Annotated in this window: 22 protein-coding genes and 1 pseudogene; 6 read left to right on the top strand and 17 right to left on the bottom strand. The window is 31.5% G+C overall.

Features of this window, described 5'->3' with window-relative positions; genetic code table 11:
- Positions 1-154: 154 nt before the first annotated feature.
- The 3 genes from CN946_RS12950 to CN946_RS12960 all read right to left on the bottom strand — a co-directional run bounded on the left by CN946_RS12950 (position 155) and on the right by CN946_RS12960 (position 2,217).
- Positions 155-700, bottom strand: coding sequence for a hypothetical protein (locus CN946_RS12950; RefSeq protein ID WP_098861494.1), 546 nt, complete (start codon positions 698-700; stop codon positions 155-157).
- A gap of 167 nt (positions 701-867) precedes the next feature.
- On the bottom strand, positions 868-1,587 hold the full coding sequence (locus tag CN946_RS12955; protein WP_098861495.1) for a YebC/PmpR family DNA-binding transcriptional regulator: 720 nt from the start codon (positions 1,585-1,587) through the stop codon (positions 868-870).
- A 177-nt stretch (positions 1,588-1,764) separates the two neighbouring features.
- Positions 1,765-2,217, bottom strand: coding sequence for a hypothetical protein (locus CN946_RS12960; RefSeq protein WP_098861496.1), 453 nt, complete (start codon positions 2,215-2,217; stop codon positions 1,765-1,767).
- A 214-nt stretch (positions 2,218-2,431) separates the two neighbouring features.
- On the opposite strand from CN946_RS12960, the gene CN946_RS12965 reads away from it, so the two are divergent.
- Positions 2,432-2,953, top strand: coding sequence for a cupin domain-containing protein (locus CN946_RS12965; protein ID WP_098861497.1), 522 nt, complete (start codon positions 2,432-2,434; stop codon positions 2,951-2,953).
- A gap of 166 nt (positions 2,954-3,119) precedes the next feature.
- On the opposite strand, the gene CN946_RS12970 is transcribed toward CN946_RS12965, so the two are convergent.
- Entirely contained in the window at positions 3,120-3,647 is a 528-nt protein-coding gene (locus tag CN946_RS12970; protein WP_286133922.1) for an SH3 domain-containing protein, read from the bottom strand.
- A 206-nt stretch (positions 3,648-3,853) separates the two neighbouring features.
- Here CN946_RS12970 and CN946_RS12975 point away from each other — a divergent pair.
- Together CN946_RS12975 and CN946_RS12980 are read left to right on the top strand one after the other, a co-directional pair.
- Positions 3,854-5,407 (top strand): annotated as a pseudogene (locus tag CN946_RS12975) (catalase); the annotation flags it as partial.
- Between the two features lie 191 nt (positions 5,408-5,598).
- Positions 5,599-6,033 (top strand): SRPBCC domain-containing protein, encoded by a 435-nt coding sequence (locus tag CN946_RS12980; protein ID WP_098427890.1) that lies wholly within the window; start codon positions 5,599-5,601, stop codon positions 6,031-6,033.
- A 916-nt stretch (positions 6,034-6,949) separates the two neighbouring features.
- Here the strand turns inward: CN946_RS12980 and pbfA are convergent.
- Genes pbfA through CN946_RS13005 form a run of 6 tightly spaced genes read right to left on the bottom strand, consistent with a single transcriptional unit; the run spans position 6,950 to position 13,494 of the window.
- Positions 6,950-8,170: a (R)-1-hydroxy-2-aminoethylphosphonate ammonia-lyase gene (pbfA, locus tag CN946_RS12985; protein WP_286133923.1), complete on the bottom strand. Its 1,221-nt coding sequence runs from the start codon at positions 8,168-8,170 to the stop codon at positions 6,950-6,952.
- A complete protein-coding gene (gene phnX, locus CN946_RS12990) occupies positions 8,164-8,976 on the bottom strand; it encodes a phosphonoacetaldehyde hydrolase (protein WP_098861499.1) in 813 nt (270 codons plus the stop codon). Before phnX ends, pbfA begins: the two co-directional genes overlap by 7 nt.
- Positions 8,973-10,067 (bottom strand): 2-aminoethylphosphonate--pyruvate transaminase, encoded by a 1,095-nt coding sequence (gene phnW, locus CN946_RS12995; protein ID WP_098861500.1) that lies wholly within the window; start codon positions 10,065-10,067, stop codon positions 8,973-8,975. The genes phnX and phnW overlap by 4 nt, the downstream gene beginning before the upstream one ends.
- A 21-nt stretch (positions 10,068-10,088) precedes the next feature.
- Entirely contained in the window at positions 10,089-11,081 is a 993-nt protein-coding gene (locus CN946_RS23675) for an extracellular solute-binding protein (RefSeq protein ID WP_218012658.1), read from the bottom strand.
- A 42-nt stretch (positions 11,082-11,123) separates the two neighbouring features.
- Positions 11,124-12,749 carry an ABC transporter permease subunit gene (locus tag CN946_RS23680; protein ID WP_218012659.1) on the bottom strand — a complete coding sequence of 542 codons (1,626 nt, stop codon included), beginning with the start codon at positions 12,747-12,749 and terminating at the stop codon, positions 11,124-11,126.
- Positions 12,742-13,494 carry an ABC transporter ATP-binding protein gene (locus CN946_RS13005; protein WP_098861501.1) on the bottom strand — a complete coding sequence of 251 codons (753 nt, stop codon included), beginning with the start codon at positions 13,492-13,494 and terminating at the stop codon, positions 12,742-12,744. The genes CN946_RS23680 and CN946_RS13005 overlap by 8 nt, the downstream gene beginning before the upstream one ends.
- 218 nt (positions 13,495-13,712) lie before the next feature.
- Between CN946_RS13005 and CN946_RS13010 the strand changes: the two genes are divergently transcribed.
- Positions 13,713-14,474 (top strand): DeoR/GlpR family DNA-binding transcription regulator, encoded by a 762-nt coding sequence (locus CN946_RS13010; RefSeq protein ID WP_098861502.1) that lies wholly within the window; start codon positions 13,713-13,715, stop codon positions 14,472-14,474.
- A 465-nt stretch (positions 14,475-14,939) separates the two neighbouring features.
- Here CN946_RS13010 and CN946_RS13015 read toward each other — a convergent pair whose 3' ends face one another.
- Entirely contained in the window at positions 14,940-15,134 is a 195-nt protein-coding gene (locus CN946_RS13015; protein ID WP_098861503.1) for a hypothetical protein, read from the bottom strand.
- A gap of 202 nt (positions 15,135-15,336) precedes the next feature.
- The gene (locus CN946_RS13020; RefSeq protein ID WP_098861504.1) at positions 15,337-16,242 is read right to left on the bottom strand and encodes a phosphotransferase enzyme family protein; all 906 of its coding nucleotides are present in this window, start codon (positions 16,240-16,242) and stop codon (positions 15,337-15,339) included.
- Between the two features lie 140 nt (positions 16,243-16,382).
- Between CN946_RS13020 and CN946_RS13025 the strand changes: the two genes are divergently transcribed.
- Complete coding sequence (locus CN946_RS13025; protein WP_098861505.1) at positions 16,383-16,625, top strand: DUF2584 family protein; 243 nt, start codon at positions 16,383-16,385, stop codon at positions 16,623-16,625.
- Positions 16,626-16,727: 102 nt separating this feature from the next.
- On the opposite strand, the gene CN946_RS13030 is transcribed toward CN946_RS13025, so the two are convergent.
- The 4 genes from CN946_RS13030 to CN946_RS13045 form a co-directional block, all read right to left on the bottom strand.
- A complete protein-coding gene (locus CN946_RS13030; protein ID WP_098861506.1) occupies positions 16,728-17,273 on the bottom strand; it encodes a 2'-5' RNA ligase family protein in 546 nt (181 codons plus the stop codon).
- Between the two features lie 21 nt (positions 17,274-17,294).
- Positions 17,295-17,795 (bottom strand): GNAT family N-acetyltransferase, encoded by a 501-nt coding sequence (locus CN946_RS13035; protein WP_098861507.1) that lies wholly within the window; start codon positions 17,793-17,795, stop codon positions 17,295-17,297.
- Between the two features lie 207 nt (positions 17,796-18,002).
- A complete protein-coding gene (locus CN946_RS13040) occupies positions 18,003-18,305 on the bottom strand; it encodes a hypothetical protein (RefSeq protein ID WP_098861508.1) in 303 nt (100 codons plus the stop codon).
- A gap of 182 nt (positions 18,306-18,487) precedes the next feature.
- Positions 18,488-18,781 (bottom strand): hypothetical protein, encoded by a 294-nt coding sequence (locus CN946_RS13045; protein WP_098861509.1) that lies wholly within the window; start codon positions 18,779-18,781, stop codon positions 18,488-18,490.
- Between the two features lie 425 nt (positions 18,782-19,206).
- Here CN946_RS13045 and CN946_RS13050 point away from each other — a divergent pair, with 425 nt between their 5' ends.
- Positions 19,207-20,487 carry a C40 family peptidase gene (locus tag CN946_RS13050; RefSeq protein WP_098861510.1) on the top strand — a complete coding sequence of 427 codons (1,281 nt, stop codon included), beginning with the start codon at positions 19,207-19,209 and terminating at the stop codon, positions 20,485-20,487.
- Between the two features lie 571 nt (positions 20,488-21,058).
- On the opposite strand, the gene CN946_RS13055 is transcribed toward CN946_RS13050, so the two are convergent.
- On the bottom strand, positions 21,059-21,625 hold the full coding sequence (locus tag CN946_RS13055; protein ID WP_098861511.1) for a 5' nucleotidase, NT5C type: 567 nt from the start codon (positions 21,623-21,625) through the stop codon (positions 21,059-21,061).
- Between the last annotated feature and the right edge of the window lie 12 nt (positions 21,626-21,637).

The raw sequence follows: 21,637 nt of genomic DNA on the forward strand, positions 1-21,637 counted from the left end.
AACTCGTTGAACAACTTCTAAAATTTTATGACAAACGTTGAAACACCAGCATTTTCAATCGTTGTTTTCCTGTCTGAATCGCTACATTTATCATAAGCTCAGCGTCAACATAAATCAATTACCATAAAAAAAGACAGCCATTTAGCTAACTTCTTCATTGATGTTTATTCAAATAAGCAATATAATTGTCAACTCTTTCAGCATTGCCATTTCCAGCTTTTGCGCTATTGAAAACAACAATTTTTCCTTCAGAATAATTAAGCTTATTGTCTAAATCGTGCATTATTCGATGAGTGTACAATAAAGCTTTTACATCTTTTTTATCAATCGCCAATCTTATTAGCTTGTTTGCCAAATCTAAATCATCATACAAATCTCTATTTTTATCTGCTTTGATAAGCAATTTTTCAAGATATGTAGGTACATATGCCAATTCAGTTTTTTTATCTTCCCAAGCTGGAGAATTTGGATTTTTGAATTGTTGATAATTTAACCAGCCAGTTAAATTATTTAAAATATCGTGTGTCCTTGCAATATCTGCTCCTTCTTTTGTAACTGGAGGAATTTTTTCGTTATCGTATTTTATGTTTGTAACATGGTATTCCTTATCAAAAACAATAATTTTAACAATTTTCCAAGATAAAAATGAAACAGCTATCAAACCTGCAATCAACAAGGCAATTTTCAAATATTTATTCATTTTAATAGCTCCTTTAAAATTATTATAATTATTAATATTATTTAAATGGAAGCAAATTTCCTGTCAGGATAAGTAAACAAAAAAACAAACCAGACATCAATTAAGATATCTGGCTAATAATTTAAGCAATAAATTTAACTTTCATTGTTGCTCCTGTAGAAAAGCTTCTATTCACCTAAGTCCACATTGTGGTAAACTCGTTGAACATCTTCAATATCTTCAAGAACGTCTAACATTTTTTCAAACTTTGCAAAGCCATCTTCTGGAAGAGTTATATCATTCTGCGCTAACATTGTTAATTCAGCTACTGTAAACTCCGTAATACCTACATTTTTAAACGCTTCCTGTATTGCATAGAATTGGTCTTGATCAGCATAAACAATAACAGCGTCTTCTTCTTCTAAAATATCGCGAACATCAACATCTGCTTCCATTAAGATTTCAAGAACTTCATCAGAAGTTTTACCTTCAAGTCCAATTACAGCCGTTGCATCGAACATATATGATACTGAACCTGTTACACCAAGGTTACCACCGTTTTTACTAAATGCAGCACGAACCTCTGCAGCTGTACGGTTTACATTATTAGTAAGTGCATCAACAATTACCATTGATCCATTTGGTCCGAAACCTTCGTAACGAAGTTCATCAAAGCTTTCTTCAGAACCACCTTTTGCTTTTTCAATCGCACGATCAACAATATGTTTCGGTACACTATAGGTTTTCGCACGCTCTAGTACAACTTTTAAAGCTTGGTTTGATTCTGGATCCGGCTCACCTTGCTTCGCTGCTACATATATTTCACGTCCAAACTTTGCATAAATACGACTAGTATTTGCATCTTTTGAAGCTTTCTTCTCTTTAATATTATTCCATTTACGCCCCATCTTGTTCCACTCTCTTTCAACTTTAAATCTACGATTAATTTACTATGTATTTGACTTTCGCCAAACATTTACATTTAATATTATACCTCATTTATACTTTTTTTCGAAATTAATCGTTACTAAAAATTAGTGGAAATAAAAAACATTACTTCTAGTTTTGAAGTAATGCCTTTATTTTTAAATAACCTTTACTTTTATCAAATAAGTAAAATAATTATTCCCCTTCCAAATACCTTTTACTTCATATATTCTTTCCCCTTTTTTAGATCCAAGTTGGAATGAGTAACTTCCATAATTATCTAAATTATGTTCATAAATATATGTTTTCTTAGACCCTGTGTGTTCTAATATTTCCACATTTTCGGGTCTTTCCGAAAAATAAATCCTTAGAAGCTCTCCTTCTAATGCTGGAATAGCTACTTCTTCTTTAATATTTTTATATGTACTAATTGCTGATTTATCTTTATTTAATAATTTTCCCCAAGAATAATTTGCTATTTTATAAGGAATTGTTTTATCTGCTAGCTCAAATTTAACTTCCGGTTTTTCATCTTTAGACAAAATTGTTTGGTTAATAATGATCGAAATCGTAAAAATTGCCACTATATATAAAATCCCTTTTTTAAACATCGAACTTCCGCTCCATATTTTTTCATTTAATAAGTTTAATGTAATCTATTTCTATTAATTTGTATATTGGGAAAATTCTGTACTTTTTTAAAATGTTCCATCAACTAATTTATACTATTCATCTTATTAAAATAAGATAATTTCAACATATTTTTCATAGAAATAACAAAAATTAAGGTAAGATGTGGAAGAAGTAATAGAAAGGATTGATAAAATGTTTAATAATAATCCAGAATATTGGATTTCTAAACTTGGACTAGAAGCACATCCAGAAGGGGGATATTACAAATCTACCTATCAATCAAAGGAGCAAATATCTGATCGTGAATTAACGGTAATTTTTGATGATCATAGATTGCTTTATACTAGTATCTATTTTTTGCTACAATCACATGATATTTCTCATTTTCACAGATTAAAGTCTGATGAATTATGGTATTTCCATGCAGGAAGTTCATTAACGGTTCATGTTATACATGAGAATGGTCAATACGAAGAAATAAAATTAGGACTTCATTTAGAAAATGGTGAAGTTCTTCAATATTTAGTACCGAAAAATTCTATTTTTGGTTCATCAGTTATGGAAGAAAATACTTTTTCATTAGTAGGCTGTATGGTTTCACCTGGATTTGATTTTAAAGACTTTGAATTATTTACTCAAGAGCAATTACATAATAAATACCCTGAACATAAAGAGATAATTAATAAGTTAGCTTATAAGGTACTTCCTTATTAGATCAAAATAAAGAAAGTAAGCTTTTAGCTCACTTTCTTTTTTTGGGAATAGGGAAATGAAATAACTAACTCGAAGTTAAGGTAATCTTTTTAAATCATATTTCACTGGATTTCTCGTTACGATTTCGTCATTTTGAATTTTTAAAATTAGCTCTAGCCATTTTTGATTACTTCATATTTAAATAACTAGTACTCACAAATCCTTTTTTACCATTGTAAGAAACAATTGCCCAATTATAATCGATTTGAGTTTTTCCTTCAGTTTGATAGCCAAGGAAGCTGACTTTTGCACCTTTAGGAATTACTGTAAGAATTTTATTTTTTGTACTAGGACCGCTACGTAAATTTAAATTAGCTTTTGTTGTAACAGTAGTCGGTACTTTTTGTAAGTATTTAGTACTTACATAAGCTATACCATTTTTAGTAGTTGTTGTTTTAATTTGCGCCCAGCTAGCATTATAGTATTTTACAATCTCAATTTGATCTTTCTTTCTTAAAGTGTCTACTACTTTTGAACTTGTATTTGGAGCACTTCTTACGTTTAATACACTTGCAGTTACTTCATATACACTAATCGGAGCATTTAAAACTGCTGCACTAGCATGTGTCGGCACGGCTGTTACACCATTTGAAACTAATAATGCGCCAGATAAAGCCATAGTTGATACAAAAGCTTTTAATAATTTTTTCTTCACTTTAAATTCCTCCTCTCACTTTACTTCTCAATAATATTGAATCAATGTTTCAAAATTGGTCATGAGATGTATCCAAATTGTAAACTTTTCAATTGTACTAATCCGATACATCTAACAGGAAAAATTTGCATATCCTTCCAAATTTATGGACATTCTAATTTTTGTATTTGTATGAATGGAGGCAAATTATGGATAATCAAGCGAACAATGAAGAAATATTGACGAATCGGCAAGGCCATCCAGTAACAGATAATCAAAACGTAAGAACCGTTGGTAATCGGGGACCAACAACTTTAGAAAACTATGACTTTCTTGAAAAAATCTCACATTTTGATCGTGAACGAATTCCAGAACGCGTAGTGCATGCTCGTGGAGCCGGTGCACAAGGATATTTCGAAGCCTATGGAAAAGTAGGCGATCACTCAATTTCTAAATATACTAGAGCAAAATTATTTCAAGAGAAGGGGAAAAAAACACCTGTGTATGTTCGATTTTCCACAGTTGTAGGTGGTGGACATTCTCCTGAAACTTTACGTGATCCACGTGGCTTCGCTACAAAGTTTTATACTGAAGATGGAAATTGGGATTTAGTCGGTAATAATTTAAAAATCTTTTTTATTCGTGATCCTTTAAAATTTCCAGATATGGTTCACTCATTTAAAGCAGATCCAGTAACAAACCTTCCTGATCCTGAAAGAATGTTTGATTTTCTTCATCTAACACCAGAATCCACTCATATGGTTACATTTATCTTTTCACCATGGGGAATTCCAGCTAACTATCGACAAATGCAAGGGTCCGGTGTTAATACATATAAGTGGGTAAACAAAGATGGCGAGGCAGTACTTATTAAATACCACTGGGAACCGCTAAAACAGGGAATAAAAAATTTATCCCAACGTGAAGCAGATGAAATCCAATCTACAAATTATAATCATGCAACTCAAGACCTTTACGAAGCTATTGAGAAAGGCGATTATCCAGAATGGGAATTATGTGTACAAATCATGAGTGATGATGAGCATCCGGAGCTTGATTTTGATCCACTTGATCCTACGAAACTATGGGATCCAGAAAAGTTTCCTTTTTTACCAGTTGGAAAAATGGTATTAAACAAAAATCCAGAAAACTATTTTGCAGAAGTTGAACAAATTGCATTTGGGACAGGCGTTCTAGTTGACGGATTGGATTTTTCAGATGATAAATTACTTCAAGGTCGTACTTTTTCGTACTCAGATACACAACGATATCGAGTTGGAACAAATTACTTACAACTACCAGTTAATTCACCAAAAAATCATGTAGCAACAAATCAACGTGATGGACAAATGGAATATAAAGTTGACGCTGCGCCAGGTCAAAACCCACATGTGAACTATGAACCTTCATCACTAGGTGGTTTAAAAGAAGCGCCAAAGAATGGAAAAGATCATGAACCTTCGTACAATAATAAGTTAGTACGACAAAAAATTGACCGACCTAACGACTTTATCCAAGCTGGCAATACTTACCGTGCTTTCGACGAAACTGAAAAAAGTGAACTAATTTCAAATTTAGTGGATGCACTAAAAGTTTGTAAGCCTCATATCCAAGAAACGATGGTTGGTTATTTTACAAAAGCTGATGAAGAATACGGACGCAGAGTGCGCAAAGGTTTAGAAAAAGCGAATAGTAATCGAACTGAACACACTAGCACCGAAGCAGCTGATGTCGCGTCTGACAATGCCAAAAACATGGGTCATGAATCGGATCGATATTAAAAGTATCAATTGGGATAGGCAGATGCCTATCCTTTTTAGCGTAATAGTTTATTATTGATTAGTTAAAATTAAAAGAATATTATCTGAATATTACGACTCAATATTCACATTTAAAAGATAAAAGTTTAAAATAAGTTTGTAAGGACAATGATGATACATATGAAACTAATTGAGAGTGGGCTGATACTTAAATGAATAATGTGACTAAGTTTAATATTTTCAAACCAGCAAAAGACATATTTGAGGCATTTGTTGATCCAACTAAAATAGGTAACTTTTGGTTTTCTTCTAGCTCTGAACGATGGGAAGAAGGAAAAGTCATTACCTTAAAATACGATCTTTACAATGCAGAAGGTAAAATTAAAATCATCGAAGTTGAGGCAAATAAGAAGATTGTATTTGCTTGGGGACCTACAGAAGAAGGAAATATCGTAACGATTACATTAAATGAACAAGATCAAAATAACACAATTATTGAAGTGGTGGAAGAAGGCTTTAGTGAAAGCAACCCAGAATATGTTCATCATTTAATCGATAATAAAGAAGGCTGGGTATTTATGCTTAGCTGTTTAAAATGTTATTTAGAATTTGGTGTAACTAAGTTAAGAGGCGGATTAGTGAAATAATTTTAAAATAATACGATAGTCCATGGGGGTTGGCCCATAAGTTAGGTTAACTGGCTCTTGGGTGCCCCCTTTTTAATTATAAATAGAATGTATCATGGTTGGGAATTCTGTAGCCATATCTTAGAGGGGGTATCTCTGGGTTACTTACCATTTGTAGTTGAACTAATTGATTTTTTTCATAGATCATTTGCAGATTTTTATTCGGTTTAGTTAGAAAAAGAGCTGTTTTGGTACTACGATTGTACATTTCCCAACTTGCAATACCCTTACCAGTATGGGTAACTTTTAATTTTATTTGCGGTCCTTGGGATTTAATTGTAGTTATGCTAATTTTATTTGCGATTCTCTATTTTTAATTGCAGTTAGCTGTTTATTTGCATCATTTCACCATTTATTTGCACAATTGAACTCGTTATTTTCCGTTCTATTAAACTTATTTGCAGCACCAGAAATTATTTGCGATTCTCAGACTTTATTTACAGTTAGCTGTTTATTTGCATCATTTCACCATCTATTTGCACAATTGGACTCGCTATTTTCCGTTCTATTAAACTTATTTGCAACACCAGAAATTATTTGCGATTCTCAGATTTTATTTACAGTTAGCTGTTTATTTGCATCATTTCACCATTTATTTACACTGGTTAACTCGTTATTTGCAGTTCTATTATACTTATTTGCAGCACAGGAAATTATTTGTCGCTGCCCTTTTTTAATTTGTAATTGTTACAAAGAAAAAGTATAGCTATTCTCATATGCTGAATATTAGCTACACTTATAAGAATTAACTATACCTTTTCAAGCCTTCTTCAAGAAGTCCAACAGCAAACTCTAACTCATTTTTTGTAACAATTAAAGGTGGATGCCATGTGATGCAATTGGCACCGGATAGCTTAAATGAAAGCCCATTATTGAATCAAAAATAAAGAATTTTTTCTGCTAATTCATCATTCTTTTCTTTTGTATCACGTGACTTGACTAATTCAATAGAAATCAATAATCCGGCAACTCGTATATCGCCAATCTTCTCATACTGTTCATAAAGTTGAACTAGCTTTGTTTTTACGATTTCGGAATGTACTCGGCAATTCTCTTCTAAGTTGTAGTCGTCTATATACTCAATGGTTGAACAAATCGCCGCACATCCTAATGCCGGTTTTTCATGTGTATAATGACCAAGTGATATTTCTTCAGCAACATCGTATTTTGTACGAGTCAGTACTGCAGCTTGAGGAATGACCGCTCCACCTAGCCCTTTTCCAAGAACTAAAATGTCAGGCTCGATTTCAAATTTTTGATGAACATAAAATACTCCACTTCTCATTAAGGCTGTCGGTATCTCATCAAATATTAATAGAATTCCATTTCGATCACATATTTCTCTTAGTCTTTTAAAATAAGACTTTGGTGGAATATGTGTATCAGTTGCTCGAATTGGTTCTAATAAGATTGCGCCAATTTCTCCTTCATTCTCTATCATATATTCGATATGGTCTAGACAAAAATTTGCTACTTCTTCATGCGAATCACTTTTTAATAGATTACGATATCCATTAAAAGGGATTGCTTTTAAAGTACCAGGCATAAGTGGGCCCATATCCTTTTTAAAGACATATTCCCCTCCAACTGAAATTGCATCTAAACCAGCTCCATTGAATGATTCCCACATTGAGATGACTTTATGACGCCCAGTTGCCTTTCGCGCAATTTTAAGGGCTAACCCGACAGCTGCACTTCCAGATGGAGTAAATAGAACCTTGTAATCTTTTGAAGTTGTTTTATTTACTAATGCATTAGCTGCATTAATGACAATCTCAGATGTAAACCTTCTTGGGATAAATGGAAGTTCATCAACTTGTCTTTTGATTGCATCAACTACATATGGATTTTTATATCCAACTTGATGTGAACTATTTCCATGAAAATCTAAATATTTGTTCCCGTTCACATCAATTAGATAACTTCCACTAGCATCGACTATTCCATTAAGACAAGGCGTAGACATTGATTGTCTTACAAAAACTCTATCATCCTCTTGAATGACATCTCTACTAGTTTGATTTAATTGATCCATCCATTCTGTGCGAAGAGGGCTTGAGTTAATATCGCCTTCTCTTTTCAAATGAGTATTTAACATGTAACTTTCTTACCATCTACAATTAAATCATTAATTCTTTCAATTAACATAGGTAATTCACTCATTGATTTAATTGTGAAATCTGCACCATTTTGTCTAAATGATTGTTCAGTTTTTGAAATGATTGCTTCTTTCTCACTATCTGTTAAACTACTAAACTCTTCTAAACTAAGTCCCATTTCTGAACTTCCGATAATGACGCCGACAGACCAAACACCTGCATTAATTCCTTCTTTAATATCCGAAATCGTATCGCCCACTTTCACGACTTTCCATGGGGCTGTTAACTTTAATGCTTCCATGTTACGGTAAATCATATACGGATAAGGTCTACCAAATGAATTTGTTTCGTCAGGTGTAATATAGAAGTCTGGATAATAGCCTTTCGTCTCAGCATTTGGAACGACTACATCCATCATTTTATTAGTGTAGCCTGTTGTTGAACCTATTTTAAGACCTTTATTCCTCAATTCCTGTACTACTTCAATGACTCCAGGAATCGGATCTGCATAGTCAGATAGTGAAGCCATTAGAGCTGGCTCAAAGTTTGCATAAAGTATATTCACATCTTGTTCATTGAATGGTCTCTCATATTTTCCGATCCAAAGCTTAGAAATTCTAGGCATTGAAAGCATTTCACGAATATGATCGATTTTTAACATACCCATTGGTGCTCGAGCTTCTTCCATTGTTACTTCAATTCCAGCATTTTTAAAAATATCGATAAACACATTTACTGGCGCAAAACATCCGAAGTCAACTGTTGTACCAGCCCAATCTAAAATAATTCCTTCAACTTTGTTCATTTTGTCACCACTCCCATATATTCTTCAATAATATTGCATAAACCTTGGATGTCTTCTTCATAAATTTCTCCAATATTTCCTACACGGAAAGTATCAGCATCTGTTAGCTTACCAGGATAGATTACATATCCTTTTTCCTTTATGAAGTAATAAAAGTTTTCAAAGCTAAACTGTTCACTTGGGAATAAAAAGGTTGTAATAATTGGCGATTGGTTTTCCTCAGCAATATATGCGTGTATTCCCACTTCTTTCAGTCTCATTCTTAAAACACGGTTATTATTCTGGTAGCGAGCAAACCTAGCAGAAATGCCACCTTCTTCAATTAATTCATCAATCGCTTTTGAAAACGCTGCAACTACATGAGTTGGAGAAGTGAATCTCCATTTTCCATCCTTGTCCATTTCCTTCCATTGATCGAATAAATCTAAAGATAAACTTCGAGCAATTCCCTCACATTGAACAAGCTGATTTAGCTTTGCAATAACAAATCCAAATCCTGGTACTCCTTGAATACATTTATTCGCACTACTAATTAAGTAATCTATTTCCAGTTTTTGAACATCAATTTCAATTCCACCAAAGCTACTCATTGCATCGATGATTAACGTTTTATTATATTCTTTTGAAAGATCGGCTACCATTTCAATTGGGTTTAAAATTCCAGTTGTTGTTTCGCAATGAACCATCACAATGTGAGTAATCGCTTGATCTTTTTCAATAATATCTCTTAGCTCTTCTTCTTTAGGAAGTTCATCATATGCAATGCTATATTGGATGAAATCGAGTCCAATATATTTAGCCATTTTTACAATACGTTCGCCATATGCTCCATTGGTTACAATCAATACTTTGTCATTTTTTGAGATTGTTGAACTAATAACTGATTCAACTGCAAATGTACCACTACCTTGCATTAAAACAACTGTATAATCTTCTTCTGACGCATTTGCTAGATCTAGAATTTGTGTTCTAATTTTTTGCGTTATTTCTTTATAATCATTATCCCAAGTACATCGGTCAAAGAGCATTTCTTCTTTGACCGTACTTGTAGTTGTTAATGGACCTGGTGTTAGTAATTTATAGTTTTTCATGGCTTTTCATCCCCTTAGTAATTATTTTGCAGCATTAAAGAACTGTTGGTGCTCTTCTAATAATTTAACTGTTAATGGTTGACTAAATTTCATCGAATGAGCTGGTTTATGCTCGTTGCTAACAGTTTCGCCTTTGTATAAAGCAACTGGGTAATTTTTAATTAAAGCTTTACGAGCATCTTTAATAATTACTTCCGCCATTTTCATTGCTAATTCATTTGATTTCTTATCTTTTTTAACAACTGCAACTGATTCAGTTAATGAGAAGTTTCCTTCTGTTGGATCTACATAGTCAATTGGTAAACCTGATTTTTTATCTAATACTGCTTGGTGACGTAATCCAATCCCCGCTGCAACCTCGCCAGCTTCTACTTTTTTAATTGGACCTGAACCAGAGCTCTCTAAATGTGGACCACAGTTTGCGATTAAATCATGTAAAATGGTTTTACCTTCTACTTCTCCATACTGAGTAATAATTGCTTGAATTAATAACCAGCCAGTTGAAGAATCCATGATATTTGGAATTGATACTAAACCTTTAAATTCTGGTTTTGCTAAATCTTTAATTGAAGTTGGCATTGGTAAGCCTTTTTCTTTCATTACTTTTGTATTTACAAAGATTGATCCTGTGTTAGCTAAAATTGGTGTATAGAATGAAGGATATTTCCCTAATGAATCTGTTTTAAATGTTAAGTCTTCGAACATATTGTGTTTTTCTTGAGCACTATCTAAGAAATATGAACTCATTGTTACTAAATTTGCTTCGATTTTATCGCCTTCAGCCATAAGTTTTCCACCTAATTCAGAAGTACCAAATGTTTGGAATACGTATTTTCCTTCATAACCTGCTTTTTTTAATGCACTTTCCATGGATGTAATGGCTTCTTCATCACCATTCGTATAAATAACAACTTTTCCTGAGGCATTTGTTTTAGAACTATTACATGCAGTTAATGAAAAAACTAAACATAGTGCGAATAATGACAACACAATCCCTTTGAATTTCTTAAACATTTGAAATAACCTCTCTTATTTTAATTTTTTATAAATTATTGATTATCCCTGAATAACACTTTTCCGTTGAAAATAGTCAAAAATGAATTTAACGATTAAGTTCGTAAAAAAGATTAATAGCGATAATACAAATATTTCATCATATTTTTGGAAGTGCTGAAGTTCTTTAATTTTGCTTGCAACTAATGAGGTTTCAGCTGTTATTAAGAAAATGATCCCACTCACGGTTACCATTGAATTAATGAAATAGTAACTAATCATTTCAAAAACTGTTGACTTAGAGTTCGGCAAGACAACTCTGTAAATTGTTTTAAACCATGAATCACCCATTAATTCTCCAGTTGTCTCCCAACCAGGATTCATTTTGGATAACGAGTTTTTTGCTAATAAATACGGTGTAGTAAAAAAGTGAACGATGTTGCAAAGAATGATAATGGCAAATGTTCCTTTTAAACTACTATTATTGAAAAATAGTAAATACGATAGACCTAAAACCATCCCTGGAACAGTGTTTGTTAGCATCGAAATTAAATCAATGACTAGCTTAGATTTACTTTTTATGGCTGTTCGCACATTTAATAGTGCCGAGCTATATGCAACAAGAGTTCCTATTATTGCTGTTACAACTGAAACATATAACGAGTTTTTATAAACTCCTATTAAATCTGTAGATTGAAAAGCATCTACGAAATGTTGTAGCGTAAAAGTTAATTTAAATGGATAACTAATAAAAAATGGTATGATGAACATTACTGCAAATACTGACAGGATTCCAACTAAAATGATTGTAGAAATGATCCCGAAACAAATATCTCGAACCTTGTTAGAAATCATTTCAACGTTTGTAAACTTGTCATAATGAAAATTGAATTTTTCAAGATAGTTTAGTAATAAAACGCCAAATACAGCTGGAACTAGCATTAATACTGCAATAACTGCACCATTATTAAAATTAGGAATTGATCCAAGCATAACTTGATATAACTGGGTAGCTACAACGTAATATGTACCACCCACAGAAGCCGGAATACCGTAATCTGTAAAGCTTAAAATAAAGGAAAGAACGAAAGCTCCACCAAGCGTACCAAGTAATGGGCGAATAATTGTATTTTTGAAGCTTCTAAATGGACCGTCACCCATCAATTCAGAAACAATCATAAATTTTTTATCAATATACTTAAAAGAATTATTAATCAATAGGAATGCAGCTGGTAATGTATAAATTACGTATCCGATTAACAATCCATTAAACCCATAAATTTCAAATAAGCTTTTTCCTAATAGTTTTGTTATTAAACCTTGTTGACCAAAGGAATAAATTATCGCAAATCCATAAGTAATCGTCGGGAGTAACATTGGTATGAGAATAACGATTTTCATAAATCCTTTTAAAGGTTGAATCAATTTCGTGCAGTTAATTGAATATGCCAGAATAAAAGCTAATATTGTGCTGACACAAGCAGTAATAGTAGAGATCTTTATACTATTCCAGACTGCTTGTATTAGGATTTTATCTGACAGTATTGTTATATAATTAGTAATTCCAAAACCATGATCCGTTTCAAATGATCGATAAAATAATATGATTAATGGAAGTAATAGAAATGAGACAAATAATAGAAGTATTGCTAAGTAAATAACTCGCATTTCCGGTTTAACTTTATGCATATTTCTCACCAAACAAGTTGTAAATATTATGTCTCTTAATTTGAAGCTGTTTTAATATAAACTCTTCAACAAATCGATTAGTTGGTTGGTTTATGATTTCACTTGGCGTACCAAATTGCGAAATTTTACCTTCATTTATAATTAAAATTTTATCTGATAAAGTTAAAGCTTCTTCTGGATCATGTGTAACGATAATCGTCGTAAGTTTAAATTCTCGTGCGATTGATTTAATTCGCTCTTTAATTGATTCCTTTATGACACCATCTAGTGCACTTAAAGGTTCATCTAATAATAAAATTTTTGGCTTCGTTACTAATGTTCTAGCAAGGGCAACCCTTTGTTTCTGACCTCCAGAAAGCTCTCCTATTCTCTTATTTAAATGAGGCTTTAATTCTAAGAAGTTAATATAGTCCTGCAATTCTTGATCCGAAACAAGCCCTTTCTTATTCCTTAATCCATAAACAATGTTTTCATAAGAATTCAAGTTAGGAAAAAGTGCATAATCTTGGAAAACGATATTGAATCCTCTATTTTTCATTGGCGTATTAGTAATATCTACATCATTGAATATTATTTGACCTTGATCCATTTGAGTTAAACCTAGAATTAGATTTAATAAAGTTGTTTTTCCACTTCCACTTGGACCTAGTAATGAGACAATTTCTCCAGTTTTAATTTCAAGATTTATATCTGTTAATACGACTTTTTTATCAAACTGTTTGCTAACGTTTTGTAGTTTCAGCAAACCGTTCACCCCCTTAAGTACAACCTTAGTATAAAATTCATATGTAAATCCAATTAGCCATTTAAGTAAATAATATGTAAATTGTACGTAAGTTTTGCATAACTTGTGCACATATTTACATTTATTTAATCAAACATTTGCATTTCTACTATTGAAAATGTGCATTCATTTCAATTAAACTGTAAGCAAATATCATTAAATACTGAATGGGTGAGGTTATGTTTCCACTTGAAAGACAACAAAAAATAATCGATTTATTAAAAACAAATAATGTTTTAAAAATAACTGAGCTAACTGAAGCTCTAAATATATCTACTGATACTTTACGAAGAGATTTAAATCTACTTGAAAAACAAGGCAAAATAGAGAAAATATATGGCGGTGCGAAAATAGCTGAATCGAAGTTCTTTGAGTCATCAATGGAAGAAAGAATGGTGAGCCACTTAGAGGAAAAAGAAAAGATTGCCGCCAAATGCGCAGAACACATTGAAGATGGAGATTGTATTTATTTAGATAGTGGCTCTACTACACTACAAATTGCGAAATATATTAAAGATAAAAAGAATTTAACAGTCGTTACGAATTCAATCCCAATCATCAATGAGTTAATGAATAGTTCGATTGAATTGATCATAATCGGCGGTAAAATTAGACGAAATGAACAATCGGTCGTTACGTACGATTACTTATTTAATTTTAATGAATTAAATATTCTAAAGTCGTTTATATGCGCGAGTGGAATTACAATTGAAAAAGGAATTTCCGATTATAATTTAGAAGAGGCAATTACAAGGAAGAAAATAATTGAGTTATCCAACCTTAATTATGTAGCAGCTGACAGTACAAAATTCGGTAAGAATGTCACTGTCCATATAGCACCGCTTGAAAAAATTGATTACATCATTACGGATTCTCATATTAATAAAAGTTTTATTTCTAAATTTAATAAGACAAATACAAATCTGGTAATTGCAGAATAAATAAAAGCAGGAGGGTCCATTTAATGGGACCCTCCTATTTTCATTTAAGATAAGAATAGTGTTGAATAATATCAGAGCTACAAATAAGGTGTAGAAAAGTGCAAATAAACAGTTAAGTGCAATTAAATTCCAAGGAACCGCAATTAAAATAAAAAATTACCTATACTAGTAAGGGTGTTATACCTAAAACTTATAAAAATCAGGTACTTTCATAAATAGAAAACTGCCAATTTGCTCTAAATCTCTCTATATCGAATAAAAAATTGATAGAACCCGCTTATTTCCTATAGAAGTGAGCGATAATTTGCTAAGATAGCACACCGCAACGTATATTAACAACGTTCAGATCTTAAAACTGTTCAAATAAAAAAAGGGCTACCATAGATCACCCTCTGTGATCAAAGGAACCCCCGTATTATATTTTTTTCCTATCCTTATCAACAGACTCTCTTAGAACCTTTATTTCTATCTCCGCTGCTTCGACCCTCTTACATAAAGGATAATAATCGCAAAAATAATCATTCCACAAACAATAAAAGGCATTAAGCCTGAACTGTAAACCATATATACTCGAATATGACGTATTGCATTTACAACTATAAAAAGCACCATGCATAACCATAAAATTACAATAAGAGCCGCATTCTTATTTCTTCGCATAAACATCAGCCCCTTTCAATAAAGCAACTACAAAAAATACTGTTTGTTTTATTATATAGTCGAATTTGCGAATCAATGACCATACGTTTTTAAGTATATGTAAATGTTTAAAAAAATTTAAAGGATAGCCAGTCTAAAATAACTAGAGCTATCCTATGTTTTTAGCTTTTATAAAAAGTATAAAATCCTAGTTGTGCTTCCATTATTGATATATCGAAAAATCTGTAATATTTGCATATGGAACATCATTATTAATCTTATTTTCTAAATCTATAAGTGTATATTTTTGCCACGCCTCTAATCGATTCAAATCCCATTTTTGAACAAATAAATGGTACAAAAATACTTCTCTCAATTTAAGAAAGATAGGGATTTGTTTTACTATGTCATTATGAAGTAAGTTTTCTAGTTTATATCCCTTAAAGAAGTTCACCATAAATGTCTCAATAAACTGATCACTCATTTTATTAAAGGAGCTCTGTTGCCAATATGCATGATAAAATGCTGTAGCAATATCCTGTGCGAACCAATTAAATGCACAATCATCAAAATCAATTGTAAAGATTTTATTCCCAACTAAAATTAAATTCCCTTGATGAAAATCATTATGAATTAATCCAAATGTATCCGATGTATTTCGAAATTCTGAGAGCTTTTCCATTTGCTTATCATAACTCTCTTTCATATTAGGAATTAGCTGTTCTCTAATCCCAAAAACATCATTGGTTTTACGTGACCAGATTGGTCGATAAACCTCACTTAATTTATAATTTTTAGCTAAAGAATGCATCTTTCCCAATTGTTTACCCCATTGTTCAAACATGTTACTATTCCAATGCTTTGAATTAGTAACATCAATTTGTTCGCCATCAATATACTCAAAATAAGTTATGACTCTTCCTTCTTTTTCTCCTAAATTACGATCCGCTCTTGGGACATTTACCCCTTGCATATGTAAAAAATTTATAAAATCAATTTCCTGTAACATCATTTCTTTTGTTTTTCCTAATTTAGACTGCCTAACCACCATATTATAATCTTCATCATAAAATACCTCATTTTGAAGCCCACCGGTTAAACGAACTTGATTACTATGCTTCCTATTCATTGAGAGTCCCTACTTATCTTATAAAATTTTATACAATCCACTTTTTGTGTTCAGAACAAAAATATATTAAGATATCTTCAAGGGTTAAATCATATCTAAATTAAATATTCTATCTATTCAATTTAAGGAGTTTTCAAAATATGAGTATGCCATTTGAATTTAATTGGTTAATTGTAACGAACGATCACGCCGTTAGACACGAAAACAATCTATTCACGCTAGAGCAAAACGGATACCATTTATATCCTATTGACACACCAATCAATGTCTCGAGAAAGAACGAGGAAAAACCTTTTGGACTAGCTGTTATACAGAAAATCGAATGGAGAAATAATAAAACTTATATGCTTTATGAACTAAAAGCAATTGATACAGTTAATTAAAAAGATGCTAGGATTGTTTTTTTAACAACATAATTAAACACAAAAAGTTCGAGAACAATTCTTGAACTTTTTCTAATTAGAAGTCATTCTTAACATGTTTTTTCACCAAAGAGATTTTAAAGACTTTGAATAGATAATTGGTGCATTATTTTTACTAACCATCTCAATAATACCAATCTCCTGTATTTTTCCTACAATCGTATCATTTCGATATAAACAATAATTATACGCTTCTACTAGTTTATCCGGTAACAATCTATTAGCTAAAGTACTATGTGGCACCCACTTTTCAGGTAGATAGATAGAATTTGGTTTATCATTAAAATGTTTAAACTGAATATGAAAATTCTCATGAAACTCAATTAAATTTTTAGTAATATGTGGTGAAAAATACAATATGCCAGTATTTAAAAATGATCCAATTGAATTAAAACTAATATCTATTTCCGGCTTATTTTCATAAAAATCATCTAATTGTTCAATAAACCTTTGCTTATCTAAGCTATGATAACTTGCTAAAGTAATATGAGGTTTACGATCTACTACTTCATCAGCATAGAAAGAAATCGATTTTTCTCTTAACTCTGTCCAAATATCTTTAATGATTTGTTCGGTTTTTGCATCAAATAACGCTACAACTCCGTACATCAATCTTCCTTCTTTCTAAACTTATATTAGATCCATATGCATAATAAAGAGCTCACCTTTTCTCCCCATTACTCTCTTTCCTTTATCAATAAATCCGCTTTTTAAATAAACATGCTGTGCAGCAGTATTTTTATGATTCACACCCAAAATAATTTCATCTCGTTCAGGGAAATTCGCTTTTACAAAAGAAGGCAATAAATTTAAAGATTGTTTCGCAATCCCTTTTCCTTGAAAATTTGTATCAACAGAATAAGCCCTTAATAGTATTGCATTTTTATTATCACTATAATGTCTAACTCCATCCCAACCATGCAAAACAAAAAATCCTGCAACACCATTGTTACTTAAAATTAAAATCGCATGACGATCAGCCTCTAATACACATTTTTCTATATTATCAATAGGTAGACCAGTAAATTTTAGATGCTCATCAGCCAGAAAATAGTTTTTTAATTGGTCATCATATTTATCATTATAAAATTGTAAAGAAATAGTATTCGTCGGCAATAAAGAATTAGACATGCAAATATCCCCCAATAAAAATAGAATTACAAGAATAGTACAACAATTATAATCGTATTTCTACAGTGTTTTTTTACTAGAATAATACAATTCTTAAACAACTATTTTGAATTCATGGAGGAATAAACACTTATATGTACTCATTTTATAAACAAAAAACCACCTCTTTAGTGGTTTTTCCAAGACAGTTTTCTTTAAATAATATACCTATATTCCTTCAAATGGTTCAGGATAATTTTGCTGAAAATACGATAATAAATCACTTTTTTTAAGAAGAAGATTCAAACAAATTTGCTGGCTGATAGCAGATTTAAATACAAGTTTATTGCAAAACTGACACTTTTCCTTTTCAATAAATGCATGTTTAATAGACAAAGGAAAAATCGTCTTTTGTTTTCCAGCTAATAATATGTAACCTTGATGATTAACGGAAAAGCTTATTTTATAACCGTCGTATCCCCCAAGCCTACTAATTACCACGTTTTGAATATCTAAGTCTTGAATCACCATGTGTAATAGCACCTCCGTTTTCAACAAAATATATGACGAAATGCTATTTTTATGTCTCATTATCGTTAAATATTTTCATAAAAAAATAAAAACTACCCAAAAAGTAGTTTTTTATCACGATTTCTTTATTAATTTATTATTTTACTTTGGTCGACGTTTGTCAAAAGCCATTTTATAGCTGATTAAAATTGTTCAGAATAATGTTCTTGGAAATAAGTAAATAATTCTTCTCTTCTATTAAATAATGCTGGACAAACTTGTTGACTAAAATTTGATGGAAAAACTAGTTTATTGCATAGCTGACATGTTCCTTTTTCATGAAAAGTGTGAATTAGAGACAAAGGAAATAATAAATTTGTTTTACCGACTAAAAGTACATACAGCTGTTGATTAATTGAAAATCTAATTTTATAGCCTTTATAATCCGTATGTTTTGCAATTTGTACGTTTTCAATTTCAAGTTCAAGCTTTGTCACTTTGACTTGCACCTCCAATAAAGAGTAGGATTAAGATTTTAATAGACTTTTTTACGCTTGTATTTCCTGACAACTTGTAGAATCTATAATATTAGTTTACTTAACAAAACTTTCATAAAGCAATAATCTTATCTATATTTACTAAAAACTATACAGTTTTTCCACTTTGTTGAATAATGAGAGTTTCATATTCTTCCTTGTTTTTTTTAGTAAATTTTGAACAAAATTTACTTTTCCGGAAAAATTTGACACTAATTAAGTGAAGATACCTATCATCTTATGTTAGAATTTAAACTAAATGTGATCCCACATTTTAAATAATTTAATTACCAAGTTCATGTAATCTTAGATTTGCCCTTACTATTATATGAGGTAAGGGATTTTTTCTTTGTTATTTCAGTTATTGGTTAGAGGGAAGGTTAGTAATGAAATCGAAATCAGCAAGTACCTTAATAAAGTTAAATTTGAAAGGAGAAAGAAACAAAAAGCGAACTTTAAACTCATTGGCATTAGTTGGACTTGCTTCAACATTAACAATTCAAATTCCATATAATACTACTGCAGCTGCAGCCTCGATTGATTCCAAGAAAACTCTGCAATCTAGTAAACTTTATTCAAATAATACTATTAGTACATATAAATCAACCGGTAATGGTGTCCGCATAAGATCAGGAGCTGGTATCTCTTATCAGATTTTAGGTAGTGTTAATAAAAATCAAAAACTAGATGTAATTTCATTGTCTAATGGCTGGTATAAGATAAAATTTAATGGGTCAACAGGATATATAAGTGCATCTTATGTTGGAAAAGTTACCGAATCGAATAATAGTAATAATAATCAAGTGGTCAGTTCGGGTAACTACATTTCTACTGGTAATAGTGTCCGCATAAGATCAGGCGCTGGAACTTCTTATCAGATTTTAGGTAGTGTTAATAAAAATCAAAGATTAGATGTAATCTCAGTTTCTAATGGTTGGTATAAGGTAAAATTTAATGGGGTAATAGGGTATATTAGCGCATCCTATGTTGGAAAAGTTACCGAATCGAATAATAGTAATAATAATCAAGTGGTCAGTTCTGGAAACTATTTTTCTACTATTAATGGTTTACGCGTAAGATCTGGGGCTGGAACTTCTTATCAGATTTTAGGTAGTGTTAATAAAAATCAAAAACTAGATGTCATCTCATTATCTAATGGTTGGTATAAGGTGAAATTTAATGGGGTAATAGGGTATATTGGTGCATCTTATGTTGGAAAAGAGACAAGTTCAAATACGGCAGATTCAAGTCAAACAGATACAAATAAAGTTGATTCAAATAACTCTCAATCATTTGATGTACAAACTTTAATCACCTTATCTAAAAAGTATTCAGGTGTACCTTATATTTGGGGTGGAGAAACTCCATCAGGTTTTGACTGTAGTGGGTTTATTTCTTATGTATTCAAAGAATCTGGAATGTCACTTCCTAGAACAAATGTTGCAGGTTATTGGTATAATAATTCAAATTTAAAAACCGTAGATGACTTTCAACCTGGAGATTTAATCTTTTTCCAAAACACTTATACTTATGGACCGTCCCACATGGGGATAGTGATTAATAATAATGAGTTTATCCATGCAAGTAGCAGTTCAGGAGTAACTATTTCTAAAATAAACAATTCATATTGGAACCAACATTTTTTAGGATTTAAAAGATTTAATTAAATTTTTTAAATATCTTACTAAAAAAACACCTATCATGCGTGTTTTTATCAGCTTCTTCCGACATAAAACATGGTCTTACTTTCTCGTAACTGTTCATGAGTATCTATATTTGCTATATGTTGATTCTTACTTACTCATAACGAGTTCATGAGTTACTATCTTTACAATATGTTGATTATTACTTATTCATAGCGGGTTCATGAGTTACTATTATTGCTAAATGTTGATTTTTACTTATTCATAGCGGCTTCATGAGTTACTATTATTGCTAAATGTCGATTCTTACTTACTCATGGCGGGTTCATGAGTTACTATCCTTATAAAATATTGATTCTTACTTACTCATAGCGGCTTCATGAGTTACTATTATTGCTAAATGTTGATTCTTACTCATATCGGGTTCATGAGTTACTATTATTGCTAGCCGAGGAGGCTCAAGAATCTCGCCCCAGAAAGCGAGCATCCAGTAGTGGTAATCAACCTACGCGGGTTCCTTTACGAAAGCTTGGTTAATAATTGACCTACTCATTTATCACCACACAAAAAAACACCTATCACAGGTGTTTTTTTACTAATTACTCTCAATGATTTCTTTTAATTCAGACCAGGAAGTAATACGTGGGATGTCCAACCCTCGATTATATGATGTATCTTTCACATATGCTTTTAAAGTTAATTCTGAGAGTGTGTTCAATATTTCTGGTTTATCATCAAAATAGTAATCTAAAGCTAATTCTTTTATTATATGAATTTTTTCAGAATCTTTCATTCCACAATAAAAGCGATCTTGATTAACTGGAAATCCATTTTTTAATAACCATTCTTTTGTGCGTTCACCATATTCTTTATTTCTTGCTGTCACATAATAAATTTCGTGTCCTTGCTTTTCTAATTCTTGTAATGTTTCAACAGCATATGGAAATGGAGGACATGTAGTAAAGTATGTCTCTTCTAGATTACTCTTCCACATTTTGCTCCCTTCTTCTGCCGTTAAGCCAAAAGGTTCATGAATTTCAACTGTTTTTAATTCATTGTAAGCTTCTATAGGAATGTTTTTATTTAATTTTTTATTATAAATGTGAAAAGCATGCTGTCTTAAATCAATTAAAGTATCGTCTATATCGAATCCGAATTTCATTCTAAAAGTCCT

Source organism: Bacillus sp. AFS053548 (assembly GCF_002575105.1).
Classification (GTDB): Bacteria; Bacillota; Bacilli; order Bacillales; family Bacillaceae_G; genus Gottfriedia.

Excerpts from the sequence above, each read along its gene's own strand:
- CN946_RS12950 (WP_098861494.1), bottom strand. The coding sequence starts at position 700 with ATGAATAAATATTTGAAAATTGCCTTGTTGATTGCAGGTTTGATAGCT.
- CN946_RS12955 (WP_098861495.1), bottom strand. The coding sequence starts at position 1,587 with ATGGGGCGTAAATGGAATAATATTAAAGAGAAGAAAGCTTCAAAAGAT.
- CN946_RS12960 (WP_098861496.1), bottom strand. The coding sequence starts at position 2,217 with ATGTTTAAAAAAGGGATTTTATATATAGTGGCAATTTTTACGATTTCG.
- CN946_RS12965 (WP_098861497.1), top strand. The coding sequence starts at position 2,432 with ATGTTTAATAATAATCCAGAATATTGGATTTCTAAACTTGGACTAGAA.
- CN946_RS12980 (WP_098427890.1), top strand. The coding sequence starts at position 5,599 with ATGAATAATGTGACTAAGTTTAATATTTTCAAACCAGCAAAAGACATA.
- pbfA (WP_286133923.1), bottom strand. The coding sequence starts at position 8,170 with ATGTTAAATACTCATTTGAAAAGAGAAGGCGATATTAACTCAAGCCCT.
- phnX (WP_098861499.1), bottom strand. The coding sequence starts at position 8,976 with ATGAACAAAGTTGAAGGAATTATTTTAGATTGGGCTGGTACAACAGTT.
- phnW (WP_098861500.1), bottom strand. The coding sequence starts at position 10,067 with ATGAAAAACTATAAATTACTAACACCAGGTCCATTAACAACTACAAGT.
- CN946_RS23675 (WP_218012658.1), bottom strand. The coding sequence starts at position 11,081 with ATGTTTAAGAAATTCAAAGGGATTGTGTTGTCATTATTCGCACTATGT.
- CN946_RS23680 (WP_218012659.1), bottom strand. The coding sequence starts at position 12,749 with ATGCATAAAGTTAAACCGGAAATGCGAGTTATTTACTTAGCAATACTT.
- CN946_RS13010 (WP_098861502.1), top strand. The coding sequence starts at position 13,713 with ATGTTTCCACTTGAAAGACAACAAAAAATAATCGATTTATTAAAAACA.
- CN946_RS13015 (WP_098861503.1), bottom strand. The coding sequence starts at position 15,134 with ATGCGAAGAAATAAGAATGCGGCTCTTATTGTAATTTTATGGTTATGC.
- CN946_RS13020 (WP_098861504.1), bottom strand. The coding sequence starts at position 16,242 with ATGAATAGGAAGCATAGTAATCAAGTTCGTTTAACCGGTGGGCTTCAA.
- CN946_RS13025 (WP_098861505.1), top strand. The coding sequence starts at position 16,383 with ATGAGTATGCCATTTGAATTTAATTGGTTAATTGTAACGAACGATCAC.
- CN946_RS13030 (WP_098861506.1), bottom strand. The coding sequence starts at position 17,273 with ATGTACGGAGTTGTAGCGTTATTTGATGCAAAAACCGAACAAATCATT.
- CN946_RS13035 (WP_098861507.1), bottom strand. The coding sequence starts at position 17,795 with ATGTCTAATTCTTTATTGCCGACGAATACTATTTCTTTACAATTTTAT.
- CN946_RS13040 (WP_098861508.1), bottom strand. The coding sequence starts at position 18,305 with ATGGTGATTCAAGACTTAGATATTCAAAACGTGGTAATTAGTAGGCTT.
- CN946_RS13050 (WP_098861510.1), top strand. The coding sequence starts at position 19,207 with ATGAAATCGAAATCAGCAAGTACCTTAATAAAGTTAAATTTGAAAGGA.
- CN946_RS13055 (WP_098861511.1), bottom strand. The coding sequence starts at position 21,625 with ATGAAATTCGGATTCGATATAGACGATACTTTAATTGATTTAAGACAG.